This is a genomic window from Akkermansiaceae bacterium (assembly GCA_024233115.1).
GTDB lineage: Bacteria > Verrucomicrobiota > Verrucomicrobiia > Verrucomicrobiales > Akkermansiaceae > Oceaniferula.
Genome location: JACKQB010000002.1, coordinates 664,684 through 691,635, shown reverse-complemented (window position 1 = coordinate 691,635; position 26,952 = coordinate 664,684). Strand labels below are relative to the sequence as shown.

Genomic DNA, 26,952 nt, shown 5'->3' with positions numbered 1-26,952 from the left:
GATAATGCGCGCATCGCGCGACGGTGCTGTCACATCGGTGGCAGTCGGGATCATGCGGGTTCAATCCACATTATAAACATATGTACGATCGTAGAGTTGTCATCACAGGTATCGGGGTTCTCAGTCCTCTTGGAAATGATTTGCAGAGTACCTGGGATGGTCTCAAAGCAGGTAAAAGCGGTATTGGGCCGATCACATTGACTGATCCAGAGCCGTATGCATCGAAAATTGCCGGTGAAGTCAGGGGCTTTGACCCTGCGCCATGGTTTAACAACCCCAAAGACGCCCGCCGCTGCGATCGATATGCCCAGTTTGCTATCGCGGCATCCAAGATGGCGGTCAATGACGCCAAGCTCGATGACGAAGGCATCAACCGCGATCGCGTTGGCGTGATGCTCGGTAGTGGTATCGGCGGTCTCGGCACACTCGAAACCGAGCATGAAAAACTTCTTACACGCGGAGCCTCCCGCGTTTCTCCCTTTGTGATACCGATGATGATTTCCAACATCGCCAGCGGTATTCTTTCGATGGAATACGGTTTTGGTGGACCCAACATGGTGATCGTCACCGCCTGTGCCACCGCCAACCACAACATCGGGGAAGCCTGGAGGATGATCAAGTTCGGTGATGCCGATGCCTTTGTCTGTGGTGGTGCCGAGGCCAGTATCCTGCCCATGGGCCTGGCTGGGTTCAGTAACATGAAGGCACTCAGCACACGCAACGACGAGCCAGAGCGTGCATCCCGTCCGTTTGATACGGGTCGTGACGGGTTTGTCATGGGTGAAGGTGCTGGTGTGGTTGTGATCGAGGAATACGAACATGCGAAAAAGCGTGGTGCTACCATCTATGCTGAACTTGCCGGATACGGTATCAGCGGCGACGCCTATCACATGACGTCACCTCACCCCGAGGGCTTGGGAGCTGCTCGCTGCATGGACATGGCGCTACATCATGCCAAGATGAATCCTGAAGAAGTCACCTACGTAAACGCCCACGGAACATCCACTCCTCTGGGAGACATCTGTGAATCCAAGGCGATTAAAAAGAGCTTCGGCAACCACGCCAAGGACGGACTGATCGTCAGCTCCACCAAATCCATGACCGGTCACTTGCTCGGTGCCGCAGGAGGGGTGGAACTTGCCGCTTGCCTCATGGCGATCAAGGACAACGTGATACCTCCAACCATCAACCTGGAAAACCAGGATCCCGAATGCGACCTCGACTACACACCGAACGTTGCCCGCGAGGTGAAAGTCAAGGCGGCGCTCAGTAACTCCTTCGGCTTTGGTGGCCACAATGCTTCCGTGCTGGTGCGCGAGATCGACTAATGGAGCACAGCTACAAACGCCGCGTTCAGTTCGCCGATACCGATGCGGCGGGGGTGGTGCATTTTTCCCGCCTCCTTTGTTATGCCGAGGAGGCGGAACATGATTTGCTGGAAAAAGCAGGTATCCCGCTCCTCTCCGGCGGTGGCTGGCCGCGGGTGCATGTCGATTGCGACTACCTCGCCCCGGTAAAGGTAGGCGACACCGTGGACGTCACTATTTCCCCGGTGAAAACCGGCCGAAGTTCCGTGCAGTGGTCGTTTTCCATGAATTCTAACGGAACTCCAGTCGCAAGAGGCAATATGAAAACCGTCCGCGTGGACGACCATGGCACCCCAGTGGAACTCGATCCCAACTGGCGGAAAATCCTGACGCCCGACCCCTGACCCCTGACCCCCGACCGCTACTTCGCAAGAAGCTCCTCCAGCATGGTCATGGTGACGTGGTAGGAAATGGTTAAACTCTCGGCTGAGATAAGCTCCATGTCATCGCCTTCCTGATGCCACCAATGGCTGTCAGAAAAATCCGCACCGATGATATCGATGGTGGGAACGCCCGCCTTGTTCAGGAAAAGATGGTCGTCGATGATGGCTCCCTCGGGGTTGTTGGCTGTCGGTTTAATCTGGGTAAAGTGTTTGCTGTAGCCGTGTTTTTCAGCGGCACTCATCAGGCTGGTTTTCAATGCGGCTGGTGTATCACCCGGGATGGCCACCTTGAGGTTTTTGTGGCCAACCATATCGAGCACGATGCCAAAGTCAGGTTTGGGGGTTCTGCCGTAGAGGGTGATGGCGTAGGCGCGGCTGCCGTAAAGCCCGTCTGTCGGCGTGATATGCTCCCCGAAGGCTTCCTCACCGTCGAAAAAGACGACCTCCAGCTGCTTGGCGAGTCCGGGGTGGTTTTTCGCCAGACTGGCAGCCAGTTCGATGATCAGCGCACAGGCGGATGCCGCGTCATCGGCTCCGAGGAAATTGGGGATTCCCGGGATCTGTTTGGAATCGAGATGGGCTCCGAGAATACCTTTGGTCGGGAGCTTTTTCAAATCCTCCAGAGACGCCAGCTCACCGGGTTGGTAGCGGGCGATGAGGTTGACAAAGGTGCGCTTCCCGACGGGGGTGTTGCGCTCGATTGACTGGCTCATCGTACTCCAGCCGTGTTTGGCCAGCTCGCTGGAAATGTATGCCCGGGCTTTGGCCAACCCTGGTGAATCAGCCGGGCGGGGGCCGCAGGCCAGGATGGCTTCGGTGTGTGCGTAGGCGGCTTTGCCGTGCTTGTCTGCGGGACCGCCATGTTGCCAGAGCAGATAGACGCCGGTCATGGCAGCGAGGATGACGAGGGCAACAACAAGTTTGGCTTTCACGGCGCGTAGTGAATAAAGGAACCGCAGCGAGAGCAATCTTAAAGTTGGATGCCTAACAAGTCCAGGATGCGTTGCAGGTCGTCATTGCCGTAGTAGGTAAGTTCGATTTTCCCTTTTTTCGGGCTGTGGTTCACCTTGACCTCGGTGGCAAAACGTTCGCGCAGGGAGCTTTGGATCTGTTTGATCACGGCATCAGCCTCGCGGCTGGTGGTTTTGCCCGATTTGTTCTTCTTCGGGTTGGTCAGCTCCTTGACGAGCTTCTCAGCGGCGCGGACGGTGAGGGATTTTTTCAGAATCTGGTCTGCCGCCAGTCGTTGCAAGTCGTGATCCTTGATCGAAAGGATGGCTTTGGCGTGCCCGACACTGAGGCGTTCATGTGCCACGTGGTCCCTGATGCTGGGGTCGAGTTCCATCAAGCGCATGGCATTGGCCACGGCGGCACGGGATTTGCCCACGCTCTTGGCGATGGTTTCCTGTTTCATCTCAAACTCCTTGGCGAGCCGCACATAACCCTGGGCCTCTTCAATGGGGTTGAGGTCCTTGCGCTGGATGTTTTCGATCAGAGCCATCTCCAGGACCTCATGGTCGGTGGCCTCGCGGATAACGATGGGCACTTCCTTGAGCCCGAGTTCCTTGGATGCGCGCCAGCGGCGCTCTCCTGCGATGAGTTCCATCTTGCCGTTGACCTTGCGGACAATGAGTGGCTGGATGATGCCGTGTTGGCGAATCGACTCCATCAGCTCATCGAGCTGGCCCTGGACAAACTGCTTGCGCGGCTGTAACGGGCTTGGCAAGACCTCGTCGATCGCTACATGTGAATCAGGCCGCGGTGCATCCTTTGCCGAAGTTGTGTCGTTGGCAGACGGCTGTTTTTTAATCAAAGCCCCCAGTCCTTTTCCCAATGCCTTTTTTGCCATAGGGGGGCAGGATAGACGCATTAGTACCAATATTGCAAAGCCGATTTTGAAAGATTTTTAGAAAACTAGACCGGAAGGGTTGATTATACACGGATGGGGGTCGGCAAAGCCCCCCCCGGGTCCGGCTGGTTGCATGGTTGTTGATGTGATGCACGGCTTGACTTTCCAGCCAGCCGGGGGAATGAATAGGGGCAGACACATCCTATGAATACATTTGTTTGCCCATTTCTCGCCATATTGATGGTATGCGCCCCTGTCCATGCTCTCCATGCCGAGCGGGTTGTCGTGGACCCGGCCATTGCTGTCTCAGCCCAGGAAGCTGTGCAGAAGCTTGGCACGGAGATGATGAAGGGGAATTTCAAATACGGCCAGGACCGGATGTACCCGCGATGGAAAAGGCGGCTGGCCAAGCGTGTGGGCGGGATGGACAAGCTTGAGGCGCAGTTGCTTGCCGCCACCCAGCAGCGCCTCAACATGAGGCTGACGGTTACCGCATATCGCGCGGACCGGCCGACGGCATTTTTTGATGTCTGGAAATCCAAGAAAATCGACCCCGAGACAGGCCTTCCGGTCAAGGATGCATCGGGTCAGGAGATCATTGTTGAGCACTGGCTAGCCATCGTGCCGACGACAACGCGGGTCAAGGTGCCGGATATGCAGCAAGGTGGAAAAATACGGGTGCTGGAAGAGCAGAGCTATACCGTCGCCATATCTGAAAAGGGGGCGAACGACTGGTATTTTCTCACGGGGATGAAGCCGACGCTCCAAGACTTGCGCAGCCTGTTTCCCTCCTTGCCCGGCGATGAAAAAGAACTCGGTTTGCCCGAGTCGAGCGCCCGTGAGATTGAGTAAACACAAGCCGATGCCTCCTGTGCATCCCTCTGATTTATGTCCAAAAAGAAAAAACTACAGCGCGAGGCCAAGCTGGTTCGCAAGATGAAAAAACTTTACGAGCGCGCCCAGAGTGACTGGTGTGAGGTGCGGGGGTCGGAGATCCACGGTCGGGGCGTCTATGCGACCAAGGATATCCCCGGGGAAACCGAAGTGATCGAATACGTCGGTGAACCCATCAACAAGGAAATCAGCGAAGACCGCGCCTGGGATCAATACGCCCGCCACGAGGAGCACGGCGATGCCGCCGTCTATATCTTTACCCTCGATAAGCAATGGGATATCGATGGTAATGTGCCCTGGAACACCGCCCGCCTGATCAATCACTCCTGCGATCCTAACTGTGAGGCGTGGATCATAGGTCGGCGCGTTTACATCTACTCGCTTCGTGATATCAAGGAAGGCGAGGAGCTGACCTTCGACTACGGTTTTGATATCGAGTGTTACGAGGACCATCCATGCCGATGTGGCAGCGATCACTGTGTCGGCTACATCGTCACCCAGGAGCAATGGCCTGAACTGCGCAAAAGGCTGGCTAAGAAAAAGGGCAACAAAGCGAGCGCTTGAACCCGCATATTTTCCAACATGAATTACGCTGAAAAACTTGCAAACCGCATCGCATCCGTTGGCTCGCGACTTTGTGTGGGCATCGACCCAAGGCCCGAGCTTTCGGGAGGTATCGACACCGTGCCGGACTTCCTGCGTCGACTCGTCGGGGAGACCGCCGAATATGCAGCAGCCTTCAAACCCAACATGGCCTACTTCGAGGCGATGGGGCTGCGCGGCATCGAAATCCTTCAGGAAATGCTGCAAGAGATGCCGGGCGAAGTCCCCGTGATCCTGGATGCCAAGCGGTCTGACATCGGGGAAACCCAGAGGTATTACGCGAAGTCGTATTTCGAAAATTGGAGCGTCGATGCGGTGACTCTCAATCCCTTTTTAGGTTATGATTCCATCGAACCCTTCCTCGATTGGGAAGGCAAGGGGATCTATTTGTTAGCCGTGACCTCCAACGCGGGCAGTGCCGATTTCCAACGCCAGAAGCTCGCCGATGGCCGCTACGTTTTTGAACTCGTCCAGGAACTCGGCAAACGCGCCGCCGCAGAAAACCGGGCCACCGACGTCGGCTACGTCGTCGGTCTCACCAACGCCAGCGAGGAAGTGCTCGACCGCATCGTCGACAGCCCGCTCCTCATTCCCGGCCTCGGTGCCCAGGGCGGCGACCTCGCCAGTCTGCAAGGTAGAAACAGAACCGCTCCGGATGTCGTTAACGTCTCCCGCGGCATCAGCTACGCCGACACCGAAAAATCATTCACGCAAAAAGCGAAGCAATGGAGTGAGCAGTTGGCGGTCTGAGCTGCGATAGTTTTTGGGATTAGCTAAAGTAGGGTAACTTTGTAAGTTGCCGGCAACCCAAGGAATAATCAAGCCAAGCACGAAGCATCCACCAAGTTTGTCGGCAACTTACAAAGTCGCCCTACTTTTTGGCTACGGCATGTGTTGTTTCAATTGCCCCGCCATCCATTTACTGAATTTCTCTCCACCGGTTTCCCCAAGGTGGTAGCCGTCTGAAAAATCCGCCTCGGTCATGCCGTCGATGCTGCGGGCGTCGAGCACCTTCATACCGTATTTCTCGGCGAGCTCAGTCGCGGCCTCGTTGTAATCCCAGACTTCGGGCTGGGGCATCGGCACAAACCAGACTTCAACCCCATACTCCTTGCAGCGTTGGATAAAGCGTTCCATGCGCTGGTAGGTTTCCTTCGCTTGACCTGAAGCATGGCCGCTTTCCTTGGCCCGACGTTCAGCCGCCGCACTGATCAGCTGGTTGTTTTTATTCACTCCGTTGCGGTAGTCGGATACCACCGTGTAGAGGATGCCTAACTGGTGTTCAGGCTGGTCGCCTTCGAGCGCGCTGATGTTACAGAGAATCGATTGGGCGGTCTGGTGGAATCCCATATCCTCTGTTTTCCACAGGTTGGGAAGGTCTTTGGTGGTGACAAAATGGCGGGATAAACGGCGCAGTTTGATCGGCTCCTGATCGTGGATGTGATGGGCGACAAATCCGACCACAATCAGGTCAGGATGGCTGCCTTCGGTTTCAAAATACCGACGGTAAAGGTAAACCCAGTCGAGCATCGCCGTGCCTACAGGCGTGATCTTGGTCGATTCAATTTCCGGCCCTCCAATCGCTGCCAGTTCTTGGTGAACCGTCTCTTCCTGAAGTCCGTGCATCATCAGTGAGTTACCAAAGAAAACCACGCGGGGTTTGCCCGACTCCCCGGCCCGTTTTTCGAGGTCTTCAATGACCGAGGGAAAGGCGTGGATGTGTTCCCGGTCGTAATCAAGCGTCGGCGCGATGATTCTCGCGATGATTTCCAACAGAATAATAAATCCAACCAGCACCGCCACCACGCGCAACTCCTGCTTGAACGACGGCGCATGGGCATCGTTGGGCAGGGCATCGTAATCGTGAGGCATAGTTTGAAGAGTTTAAAACTGGAAATAAATAAACTGCCCGAACACAGGCGGCGGAAAGACAATCAACATAAAAACAATATAACAGTAAGCAGCCGCCCGCCAGCCCCAGCGAACGGTTTCAAGATGGCGCAGCGAGTGGTATTTGTTGAGCCACACTTCGTACACCATCAACGGGCCACAGAAGAAAGCAATCATACCGAGCCCGTAGCGCGACAACGCGGTCATCTCCTGCTGCGTAAAAATAAGCCGCAGCATCTCCCAGGCCTGGGCAAAAGAATCAGCCCGGAAAAACAGCCAGGTCAGGCAGACGAGGTGGAAAAAGAAAAGGGTCGCAACCACCCGGCCCCATAGTTTGGGCAGGGTGAACCTGTCACCCAGGGCACGGTAGATACACAGGATGATCCCATGCAGCCCCCCCCAGACGATAAACGTCCAGCCTGCGCCATGCCAGAGGCCGCCGAGCAGCATCGTGAGCATCAGGTTGCGATAAACTTTCGCGGAGCTTCCCCGGTTGCCACCGAGCGGGATATATAAGTAGTCGCGCAGCCAGGACGACAGGGAGATATGCCACCGCTGCCAGAAATCCGACGGGTTGCGTGCCAGGTAGGGCATCCTGAAATTCGTCATCAGGTCGATTCCCAACCACTTGGAAACGCCGCGTGCGATCGATGAATAACCGGCAAAGTCACCGTAGATCTGGAAGGCGAAACAATAGATCCCCACCAGCGCATCCGTGCCGGTGATGTCTCCTTTTCCAGCCCCAAAAATGCCGTCGGTGATGAATCCCAGGTTGTCGCCGATCACCACTTTTAACAACAGTCCCATCAGGATCAAATTCAGCCCCTCGGAGAAATCCCCCGTCCGCTGCCTGCGCGGATGGGTGATCTGCGGCAGCAACGAGGACGATCGCTCGATCGGCCCCGCCACCAACTGCGGGAAATAGGCGACGTAGAGCGCAAAATCCGTCAGCGAGTGGGTTGCCTTCACCTGTCCCCGGTAGACATCAATCGTGTAGGACATCGTCTGGAAGGTGTAGAACGAGATCCCCACCGGCAACACGATGTTGAGGATATGCATGTTCACATGGAACCCGAGCCAGCCCAGCGCTTCAGCCGCACTCTCTGTGAAAAACCCGTAGTATTTGAAAAAGCCAAGCAGCCCGAGCGAAACAATGGCGGAGGCCACCATCAGCCAACGGTGCTGCTTCGGGCTGTCGCTCTTCTCAATCCCAATCGCCGTGTAGTAATTCACCAGCGTCGTGGTCAGAATCAGCGGCAGAAACCGCCAGTCCCAGCAGCCGTAGAAATAATAACTCGCCACCAGCAGCAGCACATTCTGCCCACGGTGGGGCAACAGCCGATAGATCGCCCAGACCAGGGCGAGAAATATCCAGAAGGCATAGCTGTTGAAGAGCACGCGCTGTGTGTAGGTTCTAAATTCCAAATTTCAAACTCCAAATAGCAAATACCAAGCCATGCATTGACGTGGGAGGCTGCTTGGCTTTGAATCCAGACGATGGCAGCAGAAAACGTGGTGAGATGGTTACGCGAGTGTTATCGCGAGGACCGTGCGCGCTCCGGGGTGGGGGACTTCATGGGGAGCAAGGTGCTGCACCAACGCGTGCTCAAAGGAAACGAACAGCTCGCCTCCGGGGATCTGCCCGAGATTGTGCTGCCCCCGTCCTACGGTGAAAAAGCCGCCCCGCACGCAGCCCTTTACCGGCGCGAACAGGAAGTGGTTTACGCCTGCCTGTTCCTCTGCGGCCAGCACGAGGGTAAAGCCGTCCGTGCGCCGCTTGTTTTCTATCAAGCTGAGTTTCCAGCGGAAAACCAGGCCGCCCTGACCATCCAAACCAACCGCTGGCGTATCAATCCGCGGGCGCTGGAAATCCTCGAAACCGATCCCGACCTGCTTTCGGACATCCTCCGTGGTGGCGAACTCACCGATGGGGTGATCGGCGCCATCCGCGATTGGTGCGCGCAGCTTGGGGTGCAGGCGGAGGCTCTCTGGCAGTGGCCAACACTCGCCGACCGCACTGCCATCAACGAGGCGGCCCGACACCCCCGGCTGACCTTGCTGCCTGCCGCCGCCGTCGGCATCATCCCACGCTCAGTTTCCTCGCGCGGTGTGCTGGATGAGCTCGACATCCTGACCTCCTTGGGGAAAAGCGCATGGTCCAAGCCGTTGGGGATTATGTTAGGTGTGGCTCCGATGCAAACCTACCCGCATGCCGACTCTTTTTCCGCCGTGCCTGCACTTCTCAGTCAGTCACAGGAACGTATCCTTGCCTCATCCCGGATCAATCCCGTGACGCTCTGCCACGGGCCTCCGGGGACCGGTAAGTCGTTTACCATCGCCGCCATCGCACTGAATCATGTCGCGCGTGGCGAGACTGTGCTGGTCGCCTCCGGTAAAGACCACGCGGTCGATGTCGTACATGAGAAAATCGATACCATGTTAGGCGGCGAAGAGGTCACCGTCAGGGCGGGTCGACAAGGCCATCTCGTCCAGCTCAAGCGTTTCATCGAAGCATTCCTCGCTGGCCAGATGACCGCCGACCTGCCCTTCGAAGAAGAACTGGAGGCTCTGTATTCCCAGCTGAACAACACCATGCGTGACCTTCATGCCGATGAGTTGGAGCTTGAGGCGGAATGGTCGAAAGCTCTGTCGCGCGGTGAGTTGCTGGCCAACCCCAACCCGAACTGGATCGACCGGATCAAGCAGGCATGGGCAAAAAACCGCGTGCAAAACCGCAAGCTGCTGATGGAGCTCACCAGCTATCTCAACGATCTCTACATCCAGCGTGAACGGCAGTTGGGAACCTACCTCCGGAAACAACGCAAGCGTCTGCTCTTCGATGCTTACCGGGAAAAGAAAACCCACAAAAACTTCAAACTCATGCTCCATGCCCTGCGGAAATACCGGGGCAGTGAGCAGGAGGAGGTGTTCCGTTCGATGGATGTCACTTCGGTTCTCTCAGCCTTGCCGGTGTGGCTGGTCAACCTCGAGGACGTCCACCGGGTTCTTCCCATGGATAAGGAACTCTTCGACGTGGCGATCATCGATGAGTCAAGCCAGTGCGATCTCGCCAGCGTGCTGCCGATCATGCAACGCGCCAAACGTCTGGTCATCGCAGGCGATACCCGCCAGCTCCGCCATATGTCCTTCCTCGCCAAATCCCGACAACACACGCTGGCAGCTGAGCTAGGTGTAGGCGCCGATGAGCAGGAACGCTACAACTACCGCGATATCAGTCTGATGGACCACGCCGCCGCCATGGTTGAGAGCCACGACCAGATAGGCTTCCTCAACGAGCACTTTAGAAGCACCCCGCGCATCATTGCCTTTAGCAACAAACGCTTCTATCAGAACTCCCTGCAAGTCATGCGCGAGCGACCCTGGGAGAATCAGGAATCCTCCCTCAAGGACACTCGTGTCCCGGGCCTGCGTGATGAAAATGGAGTCAACTCCGCCGAGATGGATGCCGTTTTCAAAGACCTGCTGACGCTCTATTACCAGTCTCAACATCTCCCCGACACCCATTGCCCAAGTGTGGGTATCCTCTCGCCCTTCCGCAACCAGGTCGAAGCCATCCGTGCGCGTTTGCAAGAGGAATTCTGCCAGAAGAAACTTCACCGGATACTGCATGCGCACCGGCTGCTCATCGGCACCGCACATAGTTTCCAGGGTGAGGAGCGCGATGTCATGTTTATCTCGCTCTGTGTGGATCAAAACGTGGGCTGCTCGACGCTCCGGTTCCTCGAACGGGAGGATGTGTTCAATGTCTCCATCACCCGGGCGAAATCGATGCAGCTTGTCTACCGGTCATTGGATGCCAACCAGTTGCCGGCGCATAGTTTGTTAGGCGAATACATCCGTCAGCTTGATGTTGATGACCGCCCGCACGGGCAGCGATGCGGCGCTGACCAATTCGCCGAAGAAGTCGCCGCCGCCCTGCACGAACGCGGTATCGAAGTCCGCCCCTGCCAACGCGTCGCCGGAGTCAGTGTGGATCTACTGCTGATGGAAAACGACAACGTCATGGGTGTTGATCTCATCGGCTACCCCGGAGAAACCTTCCCCGCTGTCGATCTCCATCGCTGCAAGGTCCTCCGCCGCGCCGGCTTCCGCCTCCTCCCCCTGGGCTACACCGAGTGGAAAACCCAGAAAAACCACGCCCTAACAGTCATGGTCCACGAGCTCCGCCACGACACCCGCTACCGGTAGGCCCCACGATACGCGCCGGGTGCCATGCCGACGGTGGATTTGAATTGTCGGGTGAAGGCGGATTGGTCGCCGTAGCCGCAGTCGAGGGCGATGTCGATGATGGCTTTGTCGGTATTAGTAAGCATTCGGGCGGCGGCTTCGATGCGTGTTTTGCGGATGAACTGGGAGGTGGTGAGTTTAAACACCTTGCGCATCCGGCGTTCTAACTGGGTGAGGGTGAGTCCCGCTGTTTTGGCAAGGGATGAGGGTTTGAGGTCGTCTGAATAATCATGTTGGATGCGTTCGATTACCTTGGCCAGACCAGCGAATCGCAGGTCTTCATCGCCGGGGGTTAACAGGTCACGCGAAATCGAGGCCAAGCCAATGACGGTTCCGTTTTTCCCCACCAAGGGGATCTTGCTAGCCAGATACCAACCGACCGAGCCGTCGCGGTTGAAGATGAGCTCCAGCTGGTCGCGGATTTCGCGCCCTTGCCGGAAGACGACTTCATCCTGTGCCTGGTAGGTGGCGCAGAGATGGGGCGGAAAGAGATCGACGGCTGTTTTGCCGAGGATTTCATCGACGGATCTGAGGCCAAGACGCTCGGCAAAGGCCGGGTTGGCGGAAATATAGAGACCATCCAGGTTTTTCATACAAAACACAATATCCGGAACCTCGGCAAATAGCCGCTCAGCTACCAAGGGGGTAGCGAGTTGCGCGAGGAACTCATTGCGCAGACGGTTGACTGTGGCATGTGGGATGGCAGGCACGACGGGATTGAATCATGTATCGGGACGAAAATATAGAATGATTTTTGCCGAGATCGACGAGGGGTGTGGTGATATCGGTCAAGACGATCACCGTGGTTTCTGTATACAATTCTCGAGATGAAGAAAAATTCTATCCAAGAGCGCCTGCAAGAGGTGAAAACCAATGAACTTTCAGAGGAACAAGTCGGAGACCTGGCCGTTGACCTGGCGGCCGAAATCCTCAAGATATCGAATCGTGGCCAAAAACTCTCCGAGCGTTACCAGGGGTGGAAGATGGCACGCATGATGGACGACCCGATGGGTAAAACGCTGACCCTCGCCATGGCCGACCAGGTGTTCCGTTCTCCCACCGATTCCCGTTCGGCATCCCAGTTCCGTTACCTGATTAGCGAGTATGGAATTCCCACCTATTTGCCCATACACGAGCAAGTGGCTATGCGCCTGGGTAGTCTGGCCTCTGCGGCAGCACCCGATATGGTGATGCCTGCGATCACCTGGAAAATGCGTGGTGAGAGCAGTAGCGTGATTCTTCCCAGTGAGGACGAGCTTCTCACTCCGCACATGCGCAAACGCAAGGCGCAGGGTATCCGGATGAATATCAACCAACTGGGTGAGGCGATCCTTGGTGAGGAAGAGGCAGCCAATCGTATGGACCAAGTGGTCGCACGCCTCGAGAGCGAGCATTGCGAATACATATCGGTGAAAATATCCGCCATATTCAGTCAGATCAACCTGGTCGCCTATGACCAGACACTGGAGCAAATCAAGCAACGCCTCCGCCGGCTCTATCGCACGGCACAGGCAAATACCTTCACCCAGAACGATGGCACACAGTCGCCCAAATTCGTCAACCTCGACATGGAGGAATACCGGGACCTGCATCTGACCTGTGATGCATTCAGGCAGGTGCTGATGGAAGACGAATTCCTAACATTGAGAGCCGGTATCGTATTACAGGCTTACCTTCCGGATTCCCACGAGGTGCAGAAATGCCTCACCGACTGGGCCCGTCAACGGGTGGAGCAGGGCGGGGCAACCATCAAAATCCGTATCGTCAAAGGAGCCAACCTCGCGATGGAACAAGTGGAGGCGAGTCTGCACGACTGGGAACTTGCCACCTACTCGACCAAGGCAGACGTCGATGCCAATTACAAACGCATGGTGCACTATGGATGCCACCCGGAGAATGCCAAGGTGGTGCATCTGGGGATTGCGAGTCACAACCTTTTTGAAATCACCTACGCCATGCTCCTGAGGGCGGGTTACGGAGTGGAAGAGTATGTCGAATTTGAAATGTTAGAGGGGATGGCGAACCACCAGGCGCGTGCTGTCCGTGATGCGGTGGATGGACTCCTGCTCTACGCACCAGTGGTTAAAAAAGAGGACTTCCACTCAGCCATTGCCTACCTTGTCAGGCGGCTTGACGAAAATACCGCGGATGAGAATTTCCTGCGTGATCTGTTCGGCATGCAAGTAGGGGATGCCAGTTGGAACAAACAAAAACAAATGTTCCTCACCGCTTGCAGACGCCGCGACGAAGTCAGCACCGTGCCAAGCCGAAAACAGGATCGTAGCACAGAGAAAATCGAACTCGATCTTGAGGCGCCTTTCCGCAATGCAGCCGACACCGATTGGTCATTGCGACACAACATGCGCTGGATTCTCAGTGTGGTTGAGTCCTTCAAAAACACCCCCATCGAAACCATCCCGGTCCAGATTGCCGGGGAGTTTCTGCAAACAGATGAGGTGCTGACGGGGGCCGATCCTTCTCGCCCGGGTGTCGAGGCTTACAAGTTTTGCTACGCCGATGCCGAAGGCATTGACCGGGCCCTGCAATGCGCTGTCGATGCCCAGCCCGCCTGGGAGGCCAAGGGTATCGCGGAGCGTCGTAAAATCCTCAAGCAGTGTGGTGTTGAGATAGGTAAGGCACGCGGGCACTGCATCGCCACCATGATGCTCGACGGAGGTAAATCCGTCCCCGAAGCCGATGGTGAGCTTAGTGAGGCCATTGATTTTGCCAACTACTATGCGGACAGTCTGAACGACGCTGCGTTTTTTGATGGCACGGTCCCCAAGGCGCTCGGAACCATCGTCATCACCCCACCATGGAACTTCCCCTTCGCCATTCCCTGCGGTGGTGTTCTTGCCGCTCTCATGGCCGGTAACACCGTGATCATGAAACCAGCGTCCGAAGCCGTGCTGACATCCTGGGAGATGTGCAAACTGCTCTGGAAGGCCGGGGTTCCCAAGGAGGCGCTCCAGTTCGTACCATGCTCCGGTAGGAAAGTGGGTCGCAACTTGCTCACCGATGATCGGACGGCTGGCGTCATCCTCACCGGAGCCTACGACACAGGTCGGATGTTCCAGGACTGGAAGCCGGAGATGCGGCTTTTCGCTGAAACCAGTGGTAAAAACTCACTGATCATCACCTCGGCTGCCGACCCCGACCAGGCGGTGAAAGATCTGGTGAAAAGCGCCTTTGGCCATGCTGGTCAGAAATGCTCCGCAGCCTCTCTCGCTATCATCGAAGCCGATCTTTACGACAACGAGGCGTTTATCCGCCAACTACGTGATGCCGCCGCCAGTTTGAAAGTGGGGCCGTCGTGGGATCCCACGTCAATCGTGACTCCGGTCATCCACCAACCCGATGCCGATCTCTCGCGTGCGCAGACGACCCTCGATGACAATGAGACATGGTTGTTAGAACCGCAGATGGTTGATAACAACCCCTGCCTCTGGTCACCCGGGATAAAAATGGGCGTGCAGCCTGATAGCTGGTACCGCCGCACCGAGTGTTTTGGCCCTGTGTTAGGCCTCATTCGCGCCAATGACCTCGAACACGCCATCAGGATTCAGAACGACTCCGACTTCGGCCTCACCGGTGGTATCCATTCGTTGGATGCGCGTGAGATCGCCATCTGGCGCGACAAGGTGGAAGTGGGTAATGCTTACATCAACCGCAGTATCACCGGTGCCATTGTCCGGCGCCAACCATTCGGTGGTTGGAAAAACTCATGCTTCGGTCCCGGTGCCAAGGCAGGGGGGCCTAACTACGTTTCCACCCTCGCCACATGGACTCAGGATGCTCTCCCCAAACAAAGCGCTGGTCTTGGCGACACGGTCGCCGCGCTCCTGGAAACCATTTGCAAAGTCATACCGGATGAGGTGGATTCGCTGCAAGCCTCGGCCGCCAGCTACGCACGTTGGTGGAAGGATGAGTTTTCCATCGAACACGACCCCACCGGACTACACGGCGAGAGCAACCATTTCCGTTACCGGCCGCATCCCCGTATTCTCGTCCGTGCAGACGGTATGAGTGGAATCGACTTGGCCCGGGTGGGTCTTGCTGCGACCACCTGTGGTATCACGATGGATATCTCGATCGAAAAACAGTCTGCCCTCACCAAGGCGATGCCGTTCCCGGTTGTGGAGGAAACAGAGCAGTCATTGGTTAAACGACTTCCCACTTGTGGCTCCCGGTACGGGATTCTCCGTGTCGTTTCCCCCAGTCTCGAATTGCAACGCGCTGCGAACGATGCCGCCTTGCAGACGATCACATCAATTCCGTTAGCTAACGGTCGACTCGAATTGCTCGGCTACTTGCGGGAGCAATCTGTGAGTGAGACAACCCACCGCTATGGAAATGTCATTCCCCGGGCCACCGATATTCTTCACGGATCTTGAGGTTAATCCTAAAAATAACCTCATGCCAAATCTCGGAAACTGGCTTAATGGCGGTTATTTTAGAAAGTTCAGTTTATTATTACCATTTATTAAGTTTGTCCTTGAGAAATATGGCGAAATCGTCACAATTACTATTGTCAGATGCTTATGAAGCATTTAGACAGTCATACACTAATCGGAAAGTAATTTCCGGTTATGAATAAAACACCCCCTAACAACCAACCCGAATAAACCAGACAAACTATGAAAAAAACAATGATCGCCGGAGCCGCCGCCATCGCGCTTGCCGCTCCTGCATACGCAGAACTCGAGGGAGACCTTAGTCTTACCTACAATAGCCAGTATAACTTCCGTGGCGTTAATGGAATTCTTTCCGATGCCGCCGGACTGTTTGGTGCCGATACAGACAACGTCTATGACGCCGAACTTAACCTGGCCTACGGTCTGAATGACAACTGGAGCCTCGTTGCCGGAGTGAACATCAATACTCTGTCTGACACCAGTGTTGACCACAACCGCTACCGCGCCGGCGTTCGTTACGCAAACGATTGCTACAGCGTTGAACTCGGTTACCAGTATCACAATCTGGCCAACGTCCTCAGCTCTGTCAGCGGTTTCGATCTCGACACCAGTGAGATCTACCTGAATGTCGGCACCAAGTGCCCGCTGACAGGTGGAGATGTGAATCTTTTTGTTGCTCACGACGTAGACCAGCTTGACGGCACCTACGTTGAACTCAGCCTGAAAAAAGGATTCGAACTCAGTGAAAAAGTCGGCCTCGACGTGACTGTCGGAGTTGCTTACTCATTCGACTACTGGGACAACATTGGCGGCACAGGTGCCCTCAACACCGGTAGCGACTGGAACCACGCATACCTCACACTCGGCCTGCCCGTCAGCGCCACTGACAACCTGACCCTGACACCATTTGTCACTTACAGCCAGGGATTCGGTGCTCTTGACCCAGCAGGTACCACCCTCGAAGAGGACGACGAGTTTGTCTTCGGCCTTGAAGCATCCGTTAAGTTCTAATCGGAACAACAGATAACTTATTGATTCTTTGCCCGGTGCGTTCTGCGTGCCGGGCAAATTTTTTTACTAGCCTGCGACCGGCTCTAACCGTGGCTGACTCTAACGATCTGTTAATACGAGGTGTCGATAGAAAAAGTGGACGGTGCCTCTGGACTCGTCTTTGCGCCGATTCATGTTGTGTCCATACTCGGGACGGACGTTAACGATGGGGAGCGGACAATTCTATAATGCGGGAATTGCCGCTATGCAACGTGTGATGCCGACAGCAACGCCTACGGCACTACGCATGATAGATGCGTGTGACCCTGGGCGTGATGCCCGTCAATACCGCCCATGGGATGGTGCCCGCAAGTCGGGCAACTTCGCTCACCAGGATGTTTTCTCCAAAAAGCTCCACTTCGTCGCCGCTCCGGCAGTCTGGCAGGGCGGATACATCCACCATGATCTGATCCATGGTAACCCGACCGAGCAGCGGGCAGCGGATACCGTTGATGATGACACTGGCATGCTGTGATGAAACGGCACGTGGATAGCCGTCTCCGTAACCGATTCCAATGGTCGCAACCTTGGTTTCTTGTTCTAACACCGTATCCCGACCATAGGAAATCCCATGTCCGGCCGGCAGGGTACGCACGAGAGAGACTTTCGATTTTAAACTGAGAGCCGGTTTGAGTTCGGTCTGGAATGACGCGAGCGGGGAGATGCCGTAGAGCATCAGTCCTGGCCGGTGGAGGTTCGTATACCGACTTCGATAAGCTAGAATCCCCGCGCTATTGGCCAGATGGATATACCGGAACCGGTCGGCACCCAGTTGTTCGATCAAGCCATCAAACAACTCATACTGCGCCCTGGTGAAAGCCTCGTCTTCATCGGCGGAAGGCAGGTGGGAGCCGATGCCCTCGATCTCCAGATTGGAAAAATGGTCGAGCCCGGGCATCAAATCCTTGAGTTCATGGGGAAGGAATCCGCCCCGGCCCATGCCGGTGTCGACAGTGATGTGCACCTGCAGCCGTTGGCCCGCTGCCAATTGATGGAAATCCTCTGCTTCATCGATGCTGGAAATACAGGGGGTCCAGTTGCGGGCGACGATTTCCTCACGCTCAAACGGACAGGTCGGGCCGAGAAGGTAGATGCGGGTCTTGATACCCGCCTCGGCGAGTCGGCGGGCTTCGATCACACTGGCTACACCGAAAAATACCGGCGCCGAGTCACAGGGGAGGCTTTCGAGTGCCTGGGCGATTTTTTCAATCCCATGCCCGTAGGCGCCGGCCTTCAAAACGGCCATGATACCGCCATCCTGGTGGCGGCGCACCGCTGCGTAATTATGTTTCAGGTGTCCAAGGTTAATCTCCGCCCATGCGCGTGGGTGGGAAACGGGGTAAGCTGATCGGGGATCTGGCACGGCGCGAATATAGTGCTTTTTTTTAATAGCCCAATACCAAAATACCAAAGTACCCATAACCGCAGCCATCCGGAACGCTTCATGAAATAGGCGGGTTGAGCAAGCACCGGTTGGGGTGACGGTTAGGGAAAACCGCGCTCCAGGGGAGAGTGGGTTTCCCGCCCGCAGCTACAGAATCCAGAGGCGTAAGCCACACGCCACAGCAACCCCCCATCACAAATCATAAATTAAGGGGTCATAAATTAAGGGGCAGACCTTTTATAGAGAAACAAAGGGACTGTCCTGCGATGGTATGTTGGAGAAGGTGCTCTCCGGGATCATGGAACTCATCATGACGCCGCAGAATTTGCAAGTGTCGAGAGCATTCCTGTTTTGAATGCTTTTTTGTCTCAACCAGGAACGAAATGGGGAGGGTAAGGCACAATCTACATAATATGCTTTTTGATGTGTAACCTGGGGATGTTAATTGCGAATAGGGTTATGACATCCTTCTGAGCCTTTCGCCAGATCGGTATAAAAACCCATGTGTTTTGAGATGGTGTGTCAAAAATACCCAATAACAACGACATCATAACACCCCACAGAAACAACTAAGAAACAAGCAATGAACAACGAAACGAACATCAAAGAACGAACCGACTTATCTGACACGTTAGCCGTAGTCGAGAAAGCGAAGGCCACCTTTGCAGGTATGCTCAAAAAAGTAGAGGAAAATGGGGGGCTTACGCAGGAAATGTATATTAAATACCTTTCGTTTCAATATCACCTGACAAAGGGAGTGCAGCGATCATTTTTTAAAGTCGCAGGCCACCCGCAGTTAAGTGGTAAGAACCGGTTGAGAAACTTTTTGTTTAAATTTGCCCTTGAAGAGGAGCCCCATTACAAAGTCGCAGAAGTGGATTTGGAGCGGATGAATGTCAAGCCACTCCCCTGCACACTGGATGTCAGTCTGTGGTGGGCATACATGGACCAAATCGTAGAGCATCGCCCGTTTGTTCGCTTGGGCGCAGCAATGGTATTGGAAAACTTGGGGGCTGGCGCGGGAGATTTAGGGCATCGTTTACTTGATAATGCACCTTATCTCAATAAATCAAACACAAGGTTTCTTACTATCCATTTTCATGAGATCCTTCCACATGGTGCCGAGATAGTCGAAGCGCTTGAATCTGCTCCGCTTAAGGAAGAGGATTTAGTGCACTTGACTGAGGGCGCCAACATTGGGGCGATCATGTACTTACGTATGGCAGGGTGGGCGATTGCCAGTGATCCGCTCACTTCCAAGTATTTCGATGCCACCTCATCAATTGAACGAAGTGAGAATGGTGAATATGCAGATTTGGAGGAATTGGTCGCCTACTAATGAAGTTTATTCGTCAACTCGAGTCTCTCTCTGAGCGAGGCTATGAATGGAGTGTGGTTTGTGGTCCAGCGTATCACATCCCACATATGCCAACTGATTTACTTGGCTTGTGCGTTTATGAGCCTTTTGCGGGCTTGCATGCGATCCGAGCTGCTGCGAAAGGCAGGCTGACTTCATACCTTGACCGAGGAGTAGTGGATCGATGTGGCTTCCAGCATCCCACACTGGAAAACCTCGAAGGTGTAGATCGTCGATCTATTCATTTCCTGCTGAGAAGAGGCAATCTACTGGTTGGAAGTATTCGCGGTACCGCGCATCAATTTAAGAATGAAAAGGCTGAATGGTTCTGTTCGGATATTCTAGAGCGTTCTAGCAAAAAAAGTGAGACAGATAAAATTATTGAATTCGTTCGTGCAATTGAGCCTGAAAGCAGAGTTTATTTTGAAGTCTCAGGGTGGTATATGAATCCAGATATAAGATCCGAAAGGATTTTTTCCTTATTGATGCCTGCAATGGTATGGGCGTTTACAAGCTGTTTTTCTAGTCCTTTCCCTGCCTTTGCTTCTCTGCGTGATTCTAACGGTGCTGCAAAAATGTTAATTCGGCTTGGCGGATTAGAGATCCCGGGTTGTTGCTTTCATGATGCAGTGTATAAAGGTCGTGTTAAGTTGTTAGGATTGCATTCACATGAGTATGCTCCCTTGTTAAACGATATTGTGTGCTGTTTACAGAGTTTGTTGAAAAAGATGCCAATCCAATTAACTTCAGTGAACCACGAAATCCAGAATAAGACAGCATGACGAAGATGTGACCTTTGCGTATAGAAGCATAAAGAGCATAAAGTGTATATGCGTTGTCTGCGGACAATGGGCGTTCAAAACAATGCTTCATTGTCTTGCATCACGCGCGTAGCCGTCTTAAATAAGCGCGACACTATGTTTGATGCCAAAAAACTTACCGATGACCAGGTCAGCTCAATCACGCAGTGGGCCGCCGATGGCGCCCAGCTTGCCGATATCCAGAAGCGTATGGAAGATGAGATGGGGATACGACTCACCTACATGGACACGCGTTTTCTGGTGCTTGATCTTGGGGTGGAAATCAGGAACCTTGCGCAGGAGGCCGCCGAGGCAGAAGCGGCTGTGGCTGCGGAAGCGGCAAAAAACGCACCCGATGCCAGCGAGGTTGACACATTGACAGAAGACGATCTGGAAATCATACCCCCGGCTACTGAAAACGGAGCCGTGGCCAAAGTCACCGTCACGATCGATGAGATTGCACGTCCTGGTGTGATGGCCAGTGGTCGGGTCACCTTTTCCGACGGGCAGGGGGGGGGGTGGTATGTGGATGAGGCCGGCAGGCTTGGGGTTGATCCGGATACCGCGGGGTATCGTCCCACGGAGCCTGATATCCTGGCATTCCAGCGGGAATTGCAAGCGATGATGGATCCACGGTAGCTCTCGGTTCTTGCCCTTGATCAGATGGCGAACCCTGATATCTTGAACCCCCTATGAGATTGAACACCATCCGCTTTGCCAGTCTGGCAGTCCTGGTTAGTCTGATGTCGTTTGTGCAAACTGCACCAGCGGCTACCGATGCCGAGGCTTCCGCCATTATCCAGGAATACGACCGTTTGCACCGACTTTGGCTCACCGAGATGCGACTGGCACCCGACGCACGTGCCTTGGATATGATTGTCAAAAAACGACCTGATCCCACAGAGTATGCCACAAAGTTGAAGAAGTTGTTAGCGAGGGATCTGGCCCATGACTGGACATTGAAGTATGGCGCGTGGTTGCTTGAAAACGACCAGGGTATCGATGAAGAGGGGAACCCGTCGTTGAAACCCGAGTCCCAAAGGGCTCTTCTCAATGCTGTGGAGGAACATCACGTGAACAGTCCCTTGGTGGGACGTTTTTGCATCGCCATGGTTCATCTCAATGACTCGGGTGAGGTGCCTGCACCTGGCAGTATTCCGCTTAAATCACGGGGGATGAAATTACTTGAGAAAATCCAAAAAAACAACCCGGACCCCAAGGTGCAGGGGCAGGCGGCTTTGGCTGCCTCCATCATGCTGGGAAGCCTGGGTGATGATCCGCGTATCATGGAGCAACGGATCAAGAATATCAGGGAGGCTGTGATCAAGAGTGCCGATGTCAAGGTGGGTAATGTTACCGTGGCGGACATCGCGCGTGATGAGCTTTTCAAAATCAACAACCTCTCCAAAGGGCGCACCGCTCCCGACATTGTTGGCGTCGACTCGGGGAACCGGCCACTGAAGCTGAGCGATTTCCGGGGCAAGGTGGTCATGCTCGTCTTCTGGTCGAGCTGGGATCCGGATGCTTCAAGGTCATTGGAGCTACTCCGGAAAAGCGCTGCCAGCAAGGCGTCCCAGGCATTTCTCATACTCGGTGTGAACCGTGATTCATTGACCAACCTCAGGTCGCTGGAAGCCGACAGGATTGTCACATGGAGGAATTTTTCCGACCCGAATCAGGAGATTGCCAAGCACTACCGGATCGGTTCGTGGCCTCATTGCATGGTGGTCGACCAGGAAGGCGTCATTCAATACCGTGGCGTGGTGGGTGCCTTTGCCGATGCTGTGGCCAGTGATTTGTTGCAGCCCAAAGCGGACAAGGTGCCCGTCAAGTAGCTGCGTGTGTCGTTGGGCTTGGTCACCTTTTTAGGAGCTTCCAACCGGACCTTTGGTGATGAAGAAACCATTTTATATTCTTGGCTTGTTGTTGGTCACCCTGGGGGTGCTGGTCTTCATTTTGAGTCGACATGGCAAGCCGGTTGAGAGCAGTGCGGAGGTGCTGACCGTGCATTGTGCGGCAGCCCTGCAGAAGCCGGTGCGGGAAATTGCCCGTCAGTATGAAATGGAATACGGCACCCGGATCCGGTTGAATTTTGCGGGCTCGGGAGTGCTCGCGTCGCAGATCAAGGTGTCGGGTGGGGATCTGTATATTCCCGCGGATTCGTCATACATCGGGCCCATGAAGGCCGAAGGCCTGGTGCTGGAGTCGACGGATCTTGCCCGCCTGCGTGCGGTGGTGGTGGTGAGAAAAGGGAACCCGAGGAATATCCGGTCGATGGATGATCTGGCGCGGCGCGGCGTCAGAATCAGCGTGGGTGAACCAACGGCAGCCATCGGTAGCTTTGTGAGGCGTGTGCTCATGGAATCAGGCGACTGGGAAAGGATCAGCCCCCAGATCCTCGTTACCAAACCAACGGTGAACAACGTCGTTGAAGACGTCGCGACCGGCGCGGTGGATGCCGGTTTGGCCTGGGATGCGGTTGCGTCGCAGTTCAAGGATGTCGAGCTTGTGCGTGTACCTGTTTTTGAAGACATCCCCCGTTGCGCGACAGCGGGTATCCTCAGAGGAGCGGAGGTTCCTGCCGCCCTGCACTTCATGCGTTATCTGGCAGCGACGGGGAGAGGCCGGGATGTCTTTGAAAAGATGGGTTTCACGGTGCCCGCCGTTGCCGATAGCTGGACAGACGCGCCGGTGTTGACCCTGTTTGCAGGCTCGATGCTTCGACCTGCGATCGAAGACCGGCTCAGACTGTTTGAACAACGGGAAGGGTGCAGGATCAAAACCGTTTTTGATGGTTGTGGCACCCTGCTTGCCAGGATGAACGAGAACGATGCTGGAGCGATGCCGTCGGCCTATTTTCCATGCGATTCGACGTTTCTCAGTGATGTGAAGGATAGGTTTGGCCCGGGGATGATCATCACTTCCAACGAGATAGTCATGCTTGTCCCGAAGGGGAATCCAAGAGGCTTGAAGAAGCTCGACGACCTTTCAAAAATTGGTCTCAGGGTGGGGCTGGCCGATGCCGGGAAAAGTGCTTTGGGCAAGCTTACCATGGATATGATGATGCGTTATGGGTGCTGGGATGAACTGCACGACAGCGGCAATGTGGTCGTCCTGGCCAGTAAGGGCGAGGAACTGGCAAACCAGATGCAGAGCGGTGCGCTTGATGCGGCTTTGATCTACCTCAGTAATGCCATGGCAAGTCCCGGAATGATGGCGGACTGTAAGATCATCCGCTTACGTCAGCCCGATGCCATCGCCCATCAGCCGTTTGTCGTGGCCCATGATACACCTTATCCGCAGATGGTGCTTCGTCTGCGCGATTTTATCACTCATGATGATGCCAGGAGCCGCTTTGAGCAATTGGGTTTCAAATTTATCAAAAGAGAATGGACCGATGAGTAGTGACGATGGCCGGAAAGAGGATACGTCCGTGAGCGGGCCCGGACGCATTCCGAGCGATATTCCGTTTTTCCTCGGAATCGGCGGACTCGCACTCTGTTACACCTGCCTGATCACGGCTCTTGTGCTCGCTAACATGACCGCGATTGAGTGGCAAGACCTGTTGGGTATGTGGTATAACCCGGATATTCACGCATCCATCCGGTTAACCTTTCTCACCTGTTCAGTGAGTGCCATCCTTTCCATACTGTGCGCTGTGCCGATTGGTTATCTGCTTTCCCGTTTCCGCTTCCCGGGACGTGCAGTGATCGATGCCGTCCTCGATATCCCCATTGTGCTGCCGCCGTTGGTCGTGGGTCTGAGTTTGTTGATTTTGTTTAACAAGGTGCCGTTTGCCGGCGGCAGCCTGGAAAAGTGGTTAAACGACCACGGGATGATGGTGACCTTTGCCATCCCGGCTATCATCTTGGCGCAGTTTACTGTCGCGACAGCCTTTGCCATCAGGGTGGTCAAAAACACCTTTGACCAGATTGACCATCGCTCCGAGCAGGTTGCGATGACCCTGGGCTGTAACCGTTCGGGGGCGTTCTGGAATGTGGCTCTGCCGCAGGCCGGGCAGGGTCTGGTCGCCGCAGGCGTGTTGGCCTGGGCGCGCGCGTTAGGAGAGTTTGGCCCCATCCTTGTTTTTGCCGGCGCTACCCGCGGTCGGACCGAGGTGCTGGCGACTTCCGTTTTCCTGGAAATCAATATCGGCAATCTTGGTGGTGCCGCAGCCGTATCGCTGCTGATGATCATCCTCGCCCTCGGGTTGATTTCGCTGATCCGCTTTATCACACGTTCAAAAACGCCCTTCCTCTAACACGATGTCCCTTGCCATTACCCAGCTATCCGTGCGTGCAGGTGAGTTTCGTCTCTCAGACGTTTCCCTGGCCATTACGACCGGCCATTGCGGCGTGCTGATGGGACGCAGCGGGTCGGGTAAGACAACCTTGATGGAGGCTCTTTGTGGCCTGCGGAAAGTCGAAACAGGTGGTATTACCCTTGACGACCAGCGTATCGACCACCTCCGTCCCGGTGAACGGCAAATCGGTCTGGTGCCCCAGGATACCGTGCTTTTTCCCCACATGACCGTGCGTGAGCATCTGGAATTCGGGCCACGATTACAGAAGTGGCAAAAAGAGGAAATCAATAAGCGGGTCGAGTCGCTGGCGGCATCCTTGTCCATCATCGAGCTACTTGACCGTCGTCCCAGGGGGCTCTCTGGTGGCGAGGCAAAACGAGTGGCCATTGGGCGGGCGATTGCAGGTCGACCCAAGCTGCTGTGTCTTGATGAAGCCTTGACAGGCCTGGATCGCGAGGCGCATGAGGGGATGATGGTTTTACTAAAGGACGTGATTCAGCGGGAAAGTCTGACAACCTTGCATATTACCCATCGTCAGGAAGAGGCGGAATTTCTCGGGGACCTCAACTACGAGCTCAATGACGGGCAAATATCGTTGCTGACATCATTTACCTAGATCAAACCGCTGCCCTCAAATTTTTTTATGAACGCACAACAATCACCACTTCTTTCCCCTATGAAAATGGGGGCATGGGAACTTCCAAACCGCATCATCATGGCACCTCTAACACGCTGCCGGGCCAGCGAGGGCCGGGTGGCCAATGCCATGATGGCCGAGTACTACGCTCAAAGAGCATCGGTGGGACTGATCATTTCAGAGGCCACTTCGGTCACTCCGCTGGGCGTGGGTTACCCTAACACACCTGGTATCTGGTCGGATGCGCAAGTCGAAGGCTGGCAGCTGGCAACCAAGGCCGTGCACGACGCCGGGGGCAGGATCATTCTCCAGCTCTGGCATGTTGGCCGCGTTTCCGATCCTATTTACCTCGATGGGCGGCTTCCCGTGGCACCGAGCGCGATTGCCCCAGCTGGGTCTGTGAGTTTGCTTCGTCCCAAGAAAGCGTTCGTGACTCCCAGGGCCTTGGAAAGGGATGAGATTCCCAGCATTGTTGAGGCTTACCGCAAAGGGGCAGAGAATGCCAGGCGGGCGGGCTTTGATGGCGTCGAAATCCATGGGGCCAACGGGTATTTATTGGACCAGTTTTTACAAAGCAGCACGAATCAACGCAGCGATGACTATGGAGGCTCACTCGCAAACCGTGCGCGACTTATGTTAGAGGTGGTCGATGCCTGTGTGGATGTTTGGGGGGCGGACCGTGTAGGGCTTCACTTGGCTCCAAGATGCGACGCCCATGGAATGGGCGATGACGATCCAGCGTCAACGTTCGGATACGTCGCCAGGGAAGTAGGCGAACGTGGGATCGCATTTATTTTTGCGCGGGAAGGAAAAGAAGAGCCACGTCTGGGCCCGATGATGAAAAAAGAGTTCGGTGGTGCATTTATCGCCAACCAGCAACTCAGCCAGCAAGATGGCGAAGACCTGATCCAAGCCGGGGAGGCCGACGCCATTTCCTGGGGACAGCTGATCATCGCGAACCCGGATTTACCAGCAAGGTTCGCCACTGGCGCAGATCTTAACGAACCACAACCAGAAACCTTCTACGGTGACGGTCCGGTGGGTTACACCGATTATCCGAGGCTGGCATAGCCCGGAAAAACAAGCCGCCGGGAAATAAACACAGGGGGGATACATTATTCTGTAACCTTTTCTCCCTCTTCGGACTTATTCAGTGTATAGGTTAGTCTGGCGGAGGATCCAGGCATGGACATAGATAAGGTGAATTGATTTTTCTGAATGCAACTGGTCGATACAGAACCCACAGATGAAGAGGATGAGTTTGTAAGACTCTTCGTCGAGCATCAGACGGTACTGCGTGCATTCATTATCTCCCTCATGCCCGGATGCCAGGAGGTGGATGACATTATTCAGGACGTCAGTGTGGATATCTGGAAAAACCGGGCGAAATTTGAACCAAACACCAACTTCAAGGCGTGGATCTTCACCTTGGCTCGTTTTCGGGTGCTGTCCCACTGGCGGGATTCGCAAAGGAATAAAGAGTCCGCCATGCCGGAAGAGCTGATGCATGTTCTGGCTGATGAATCGGGTGAAAATATCCAGCTCGACGTCATCAGGGACCAAGTAAGGGCCCTCCGGCATTGCCTGGTCAATTTACGGCAGGAAGACCGTGGATTGGTAATGCAACGTTACTGGCAAAAAATCCCCTTTGCCAACCTGGCGAAGGACAGCTCGCGTAGTGTCAACAGCCTGAAGGTGACTCTGCACCGGATTCGGAAACAGCTGCGCGACTGTGTCAGCAGGCGCCTGTTAGCTCACCATTAATTTTCTCT

General features: G+C 55.0%; 23 protein-coding genes. 17 read left to right on the top strand and 6 right to left on the bottom strand.

The window, feature by feature from the left end; translation table 11 throughout:
* Positions 1-80: 80 nt before the first annotated feature.
* The gene (fabF, locus tag H7A51_07120; GenBank protein ID MCP5535993.1) at positions 81-1,328 is read left to right on the top strand and encodes a beta-ketoacyl-ACP synthase II; all 1,248 of its coding nucleotides are present in this window, start codon (positions 81-83) and stop codon (positions 1,326-1,328) included.
* Positions 1,328-1,711, top strand: coding sequence for an acyl-CoA thioesterase (locus H7A51_07115; protein ID MCP5535992.1), 384 nt, complete (start codon positions 1,328-1,330; stop codon positions 1,709-1,711). Before fabF ends, H7A51_07115 begins: the two co-directional genes overlap by 1 nt.
* A gap of 17 nt (positions 1,712-1,728) precedes the next feature.
* Here H7A51_07115 and H7A51_07110 read toward each other — a convergent pair whose 3' ends face one another.
* Both H7A51_07110 and H7A51_07105 read right to left on the bottom strand, forming a co-directional pair.
* Entirely contained in the window at positions 1,729-2,682 is a 954-nt protein-coding gene (locus H7A51_07110; GenBank protein MCP5535991.1) for a M28 family peptidase, read from the bottom strand.
* Positions 2,683-2,720: 38 nt separating this feature from the next.
* Positions 2,721-3,599, bottom strand: coding sequence for a ParB/RepB/Spo0J family partition protein (locus H7A51_07105; GenBank protein ID MCP5535990.1), 879 nt, complete (start codon positions 3,597-3,599; stop codon positions 2,721-2,723).
* A gap of 204 nt (positions 3,600-3,803) precedes the next feature.
* On the opposite strand from H7A51_07105, the gene H7A51_07100 reads away from it, so the two are divergent.
* Genes H7A51_07100 through pyrF form a run of 3 tightly spaced genes read left to right on the top strand, consistent with a single transcriptional unit; the run spans position 3,804 to position 5,846 of the window.
* Positions 3,804-4,451 (top strand): hypothetical protein, encoded by a 648-nt coding sequence (locus tag H7A51_07100; protein ID MCP5535989.1) that lies wholly within the window; start codon positions 3,804-3,806, stop codon positions 4,449-4,451.
* 36 nt (positions 4,452-4,487) lie between these two features.
* A complete protein-coding gene (locus tag H7A51_07095; protein MCP5535988.1) occupies positions 4,488-5,057 on the top strand; it encodes an SET domain-containing protein-lysine N-methyltransferase in 570 nt (189 codons plus the stop codon).
* A gap of 18 nt (positions 5,058-5,075) precedes the next feature.
* Positions 5,076-5,846: an orotidine-5'-phosphate decarboxylase gene (gene pyrF, locus H7A51_07090; GenBank protein MCP5535987.1), complete on the top strand. Its 771-nt coding sequence runs from the start codon at positions 5,076-5,078 to the stop codon at positions 5,844-5,846.
* A 132-nt stretch (positions 5,847-5,978) separates the two neighbouring features.
* On the opposite strand, the gene H7A51_07085 is transcribed toward pyrF, so the two are convergent.
* Positions 5,979-6,968 carry an SGNH/GDSL hydrolase family protein gene (locus H7A51_07085; GenBank protein MCP5535986.1) on the bottom strand — a complete coding sequence of 330 codons (990 nt, stop codon included), beginning with the start codon at positions 6,966-6,968 and terminating at the stop codon, positions 5,979-5,981.
* A gap of 12 nt (positions 6,969-6,980) precedes the next feature.
* Positions 6,981-8,384 (bottom strand): MBOAT family protein, encoded by a 1,404-nt coding sequence (locus tag H7A51_07080; protein MCP5535985.1) that lies wholly within the window; start codon positions 8,382-8,384, stop codon positions 6,981-6,983.
* A gap of 99 nt (positions 8,385-8,483) precedes the next feature.
* On the opposite strand from H7A51_07080, the gene H7A51_07075 reads away from it, so the two are divergent.
* Entirely contained in the window at positions 8,484-11,195 is a 2,712-nt protein-coding gene (locus H7A51_07075; protein MCP5535984.1) for a hypothetical protein, read from the top strand.
* Here H7A51_07075 and H7A51_07070 read toward each other — a convergent pair.
* Positions 11,186-11,944 carry an AraC family transcriptional regulator gene (locus H7A51_07070; GenBank protein ID MCP5535983.1) on the bottom strand — a complete coding sequence of 253 codons (759 nt, stop codon included), beginning with the start codon at positions 11,942-11,944 and terminating at the stop codon, positions 11,186-11,188. The two genes, H7A51_07075 and H7A51_07070, sit on opposite strands and share 10 nt — an antisense overlap.
* Before the next feature lie 117 nt (positions 11,945-12,061).
* On the opposite strand from H7A51_07070, the gene H7A51_07065 reads away from it, so the two are divergent.
* Complete coding sequence (locus H7A51_07065) at positions 12,062-15,628, top strand: bifunctional proline dehydrogenase/L-glutamate gamma-semialdehyde dehydrogenase (protein MCP5535982.1); 3,567 nt, start codon at positions 12,062-12,064, stop codon at positions 15,626-15,628.
* A gap of 243 nt (positions 15,629-15,871) precedes the next feature.
* The gene (locus H7A51_07060; protein MCP5535981.1) at positions 15,872-16,660 is read left to right on the top strand and encodes a hypothetical protein; all 789 of its coding nucleotides are present in this window, start codon (positions 15,872-15,874) and stop codon (positions 16,658-16,660) included.
* Between the two features lie 280 nt (positions 16,661-16,940).
* On the opposite strand, the gene alr is transcribed toward H7A51_07060, so the two are convergent.
* A complete protein-coding gene (alr, locus tag H7A51_07055) occupies positions 16,941-18,119 on the bottom strand; it encodes an alanine racemase (protein MCP5535980.1) in 1,179 nt (392 codons plus the stop codon).
* Positions 18,120-18,666: 547 nt separating this feature from the next.
* Here alr and H7A51_07050 point away from each other — a divergent pair.
* From H7A51_07050 to H7A51_07010, 9 genes are all read left to right on the top strand, one after another.
* Positions 18,667-19,422, top strand: a complete 756-nt coding sequence (locus H7A51_07050) for a hypothetical protein (GenBank protein ID MCP5535979.1) — start codon at positions 18,667-18,669, stop codon at positions 19,420-19,422.
* A gap of 86 nt (positions 19,423-19,508) precedes the next feature.
* Positions 19,509-20,222 (top strand): hypothetical protein, encoded by a 714-nt coding sequence (locus H7A51_07045; GenBank protein ID MCP5535978.1) that lies wholly within the window; start codon positions 19,509-19,511, stop codon positions 20,220-20,222.
* Between the two features lie 135 nt (positions 20,223-20,357).
* Positions 20,358-20,879 (top strand): hypothetical protein, encoded by a 522-nt coding sequence (locus H7A51_07040; GenBank protein ID MCP5535977.1) that lies wholly within the window; start codon positions 20,358-20,360, stop codon positions 20,877-20,879.
* A gap of 53 nt (positions 20,880-20,932) precedes the next feature.
* A complete protein-coding gene (locus H7A51_07035) occupies positions 20,933-22,075 on the top strand; it encodes a TlpA family protein disulfide reductase (protein MCP5535976.1) in 1,143 nt (380 codons plus the stop codon).
* Positions 22,076-22,133: 58 nt separating this feature from the next.
* Positions 22,134-23,645 carry a molybdate ABC transporter substrate-binding protein gene (gene modA / locus H7A51_07030; GenBank protein MCP5535975.1) on the top strand — a complete coding sequence of 504 codons (1,512 nt, stop codon included), beginning with the start codon at positions 22,134-22,136 and terminating at the stop codon, positions 23,643-23,645.
* Complete coding sequence (locus tag H7A51_07025; protein ID MCP5535974.1) at positions 23,638-24,501, top strand: ABC transporter permease; 864 nt, start codon at positions 23,638-23,640, stop codon at positions 24,499-24,501. Before modA ends, H7A51_07025 begins: the two co-directional genes overlap by 8 nt.
* Positions 24,502-24,505: 4 nt before the next feature.
* The gene (locus tag H7A51_07020) at positions 24,506-25,159 is read left to right on the top strand and encodes an ABC transporter ATP-binding protein (GenBank protein MCP5535973.1); all 654 of its coding nucleotides are present in this window, start codon (positions 24,506-24,508) and stop codon (positions 25,157-25,159) included.
* 27 nt (positions 25,160-25,186) lie between these two features.
* Positions 25,187-26,251 carry an alkene reductase gene (locus H7A51_07015; GenBank protein MCP5535972.1) on the top strand — a complete coding sequence of 355 codons (1,065 nt, stop codon included), beginning with the start codon at positions 25,187-25,189 and terminating at the stop codon, positions 26,249-26,251.
* A 147-nt stretch (positions 26,252-26,398) separates the two neighbouring features.
* Complete coding sequence (locus H7A51_07010; protein MCP5535971.1) at positions 26,399-26,944, top strand: sigma-70 family RNA polymerase sigma factor; 546 nt, start codon at positions 26,399-26,401, stop codon at positions 26,942-26,944.
* Positions 26,945-26,952 lie beyond the last annotated feature (8 nt).

Bases quoted from the DNA above. Each gene is read 5' to 3' on its own strand.
- fabF (MCP5535993.1), top strand. From the start codon at position 81: ATGTACGATCGTAGAGTTGTCATCACAGGTATCGGGGTTCTCAGTCCT.
- pyrF (MCP5535987.1), top strand. From the start codon at position 5,076: ATGAATTACGCTGAAAAACTTGCAAACCGCATCGCATCCGTTGGCTCG.
- H7A51_07040 (MCP5535977.1), top strand. From the start codon at position 20,358: ATGTTTGATGCCAAAAAACTTACCGATGACCAGGTCAGCTCAATCACG.
- H7A51_07010 (MCP5535971.1), top strand. From the start codon at position 26,399: ATGCAACTGGTCGATACAGAACCCACAGATGAAGAGGATGAGTTTGTA.
- H7A51_07095 (MCP5535988.1), top strand. From the start codon at position 4,488: ATGTCCAAAAAGAAAAAACTACAGCGCGAGGCCAAGCTGGTTCGCAAG.
- H7A51_07115 (MCP5535992.1), top strand. From the start codon at position 1,328: ATGGAGCACAGCTACAAACGCCGCGTTCAGTTCGCCGATACCGATGCG.
- H7A51_07025 (MCP5535974.1), top strand. From the start codon at position 23,638: ATGAGTAGTGACGATGGCCGGAAAGAGGATACGTCCGTGAGCGGGCCC.
- H7A51_07060 (MCP5535981.1), top strand. From the start codon at position 15,872: ATGAAAAAAACAATGATCGCCGGAGCCGCCGCCATCGCGCTTGCCGCT.
- H7A51_07075 (MCP5535984.1), top strand. From the start codon at position 8,484: ATGGCAGCAGAAAACGTGGTGAGATGGTTACGCGAGTGTTATCGCGAG.
- H7A51_07035 (MCP5535976.1), top strand. From the start codon at position 20,933: ATGAGATTGAACACCATCCGCTTTGCCAGTCTGGCAGTCCTGGTTAGT.
- H7A51_07015 (MCP5535972.1), top strand. From the start codon at position 25,187: ATGAACGCACAACAATCACCACTTCTTTCCCCTATGAAAATGGGGGCA.
- H7A51_07105 (MCP5535990.1), bottom strand. From the start codon at position 3,599: ATGGCAAAAAAGGCATTGGGAAAAGGACTGGGGGCTTTGATTAAAAAA.
- alr (MCP5535980.1), bottom strand. From the start codon at position 18,119: ATGGGTACTTTGGTATTTTGGTATTGGGCTATTAAAAAAAAGCACTAT.
- H7A51_07100 (MCP5535989.1), top strand. From the start codon at position 3,804: ATGAATACATTTGTTTGCCCATTTCTCGCCATATTGATGGTATGCGCC.
- H7A51_07050 (MCP5535979.1), top strand. From the start codon at position 18,667: ATGAACAACGAAACGAACATCAAAGAACGAACCGACTTATCTGACACG.
- modA (MCP5535975.1), top strand. From the start codon at position 22,134: ATGAAGAAACCATTTTATATTCTTGGCTTGTTGTTGGTCACCCTGGGG.
- H7A51_07045 (MCP5535978.1), top strand. From the start codon at position 19,509: ATGCCAACTGATTTACTTGGCTTGTGCGTTTATGAGCCTTTTGCGGGC.
- H7A51_07065 (MCP5535982.1), top strand. From the start codon at position 12,062: ATGAAGAAAAATTCTATCCAAGAGCGCCTGCAAGAGGTGAAAACCAAT.
- H7A51_07085 (MCP5535986.1), bottom strand. From the start codon at position 6,968: ATGCCTCACGATTACGATGCCCTGCCCAACGATGCCCATGCGCCGTCG.
- H7A51_07020 (MCP5535973.1), top strand. From the start codon at position 24,506: ATGTCCCTTGCCATTACCCAGCTATCCGTGCGTGCAGGTGAGTTTCGT.